The sequence below is a fragment of the Streptomyces sp. SID4985 genome (assembly GCF_009863025.1).
GTDB lineage: Bacteria > Actinomycetota > Actinomycetes > Streptomycetales > Streptomycetaceae > Streptomyces.
In genome coordinates this window covers 1-256 of record NZ_WWIR01000640.1, presented here as the reverse complement: position 1 = coordinate 256, position 256 = coordinate 1, and the positions used below count along the sequence as shown (strand labels likewise).

The following is a 256-nucleotide window of genomic DNA, read 5'->3' as shown; positions in this document are numbered from 1 at the left end:
GGCGGAGTGGCGCGGGTCCGGGTGGACCCGGGCGGCGGTGGCTGCGGCGCCGGGTGCGGCTCGGACACGCCGGATGTCGCCGAGGTGGTCCGCGCGGCGGTGCTGGCCGCGGCACCGGAGCTGACGAGGGTGGAGGCGGTCACCGCCGAGCGGACCTCCCCGCCCGCGTTCGTCCCGCTGGCCACGCTCACCCGCCGGGGCGCGGCGCAGGGAGCGCGGTGAGCGGGGCGCTGGCCCGGGTCGTCCGCTCCGGCGC

At 82.0% G+C, this 256-nt stretch carries 1 pseudogene; it reads left to right on the top strand.

Features of this window, described 5'->3' with window-relative positions:
* Positions 1-222 (top strand): annotated as a pseudogene (locus tag GTW40_RS27265) (NifU family protein); the annotation flags it as partial.
* Positions 223-256: the final 34 nt, after the last annotated feature.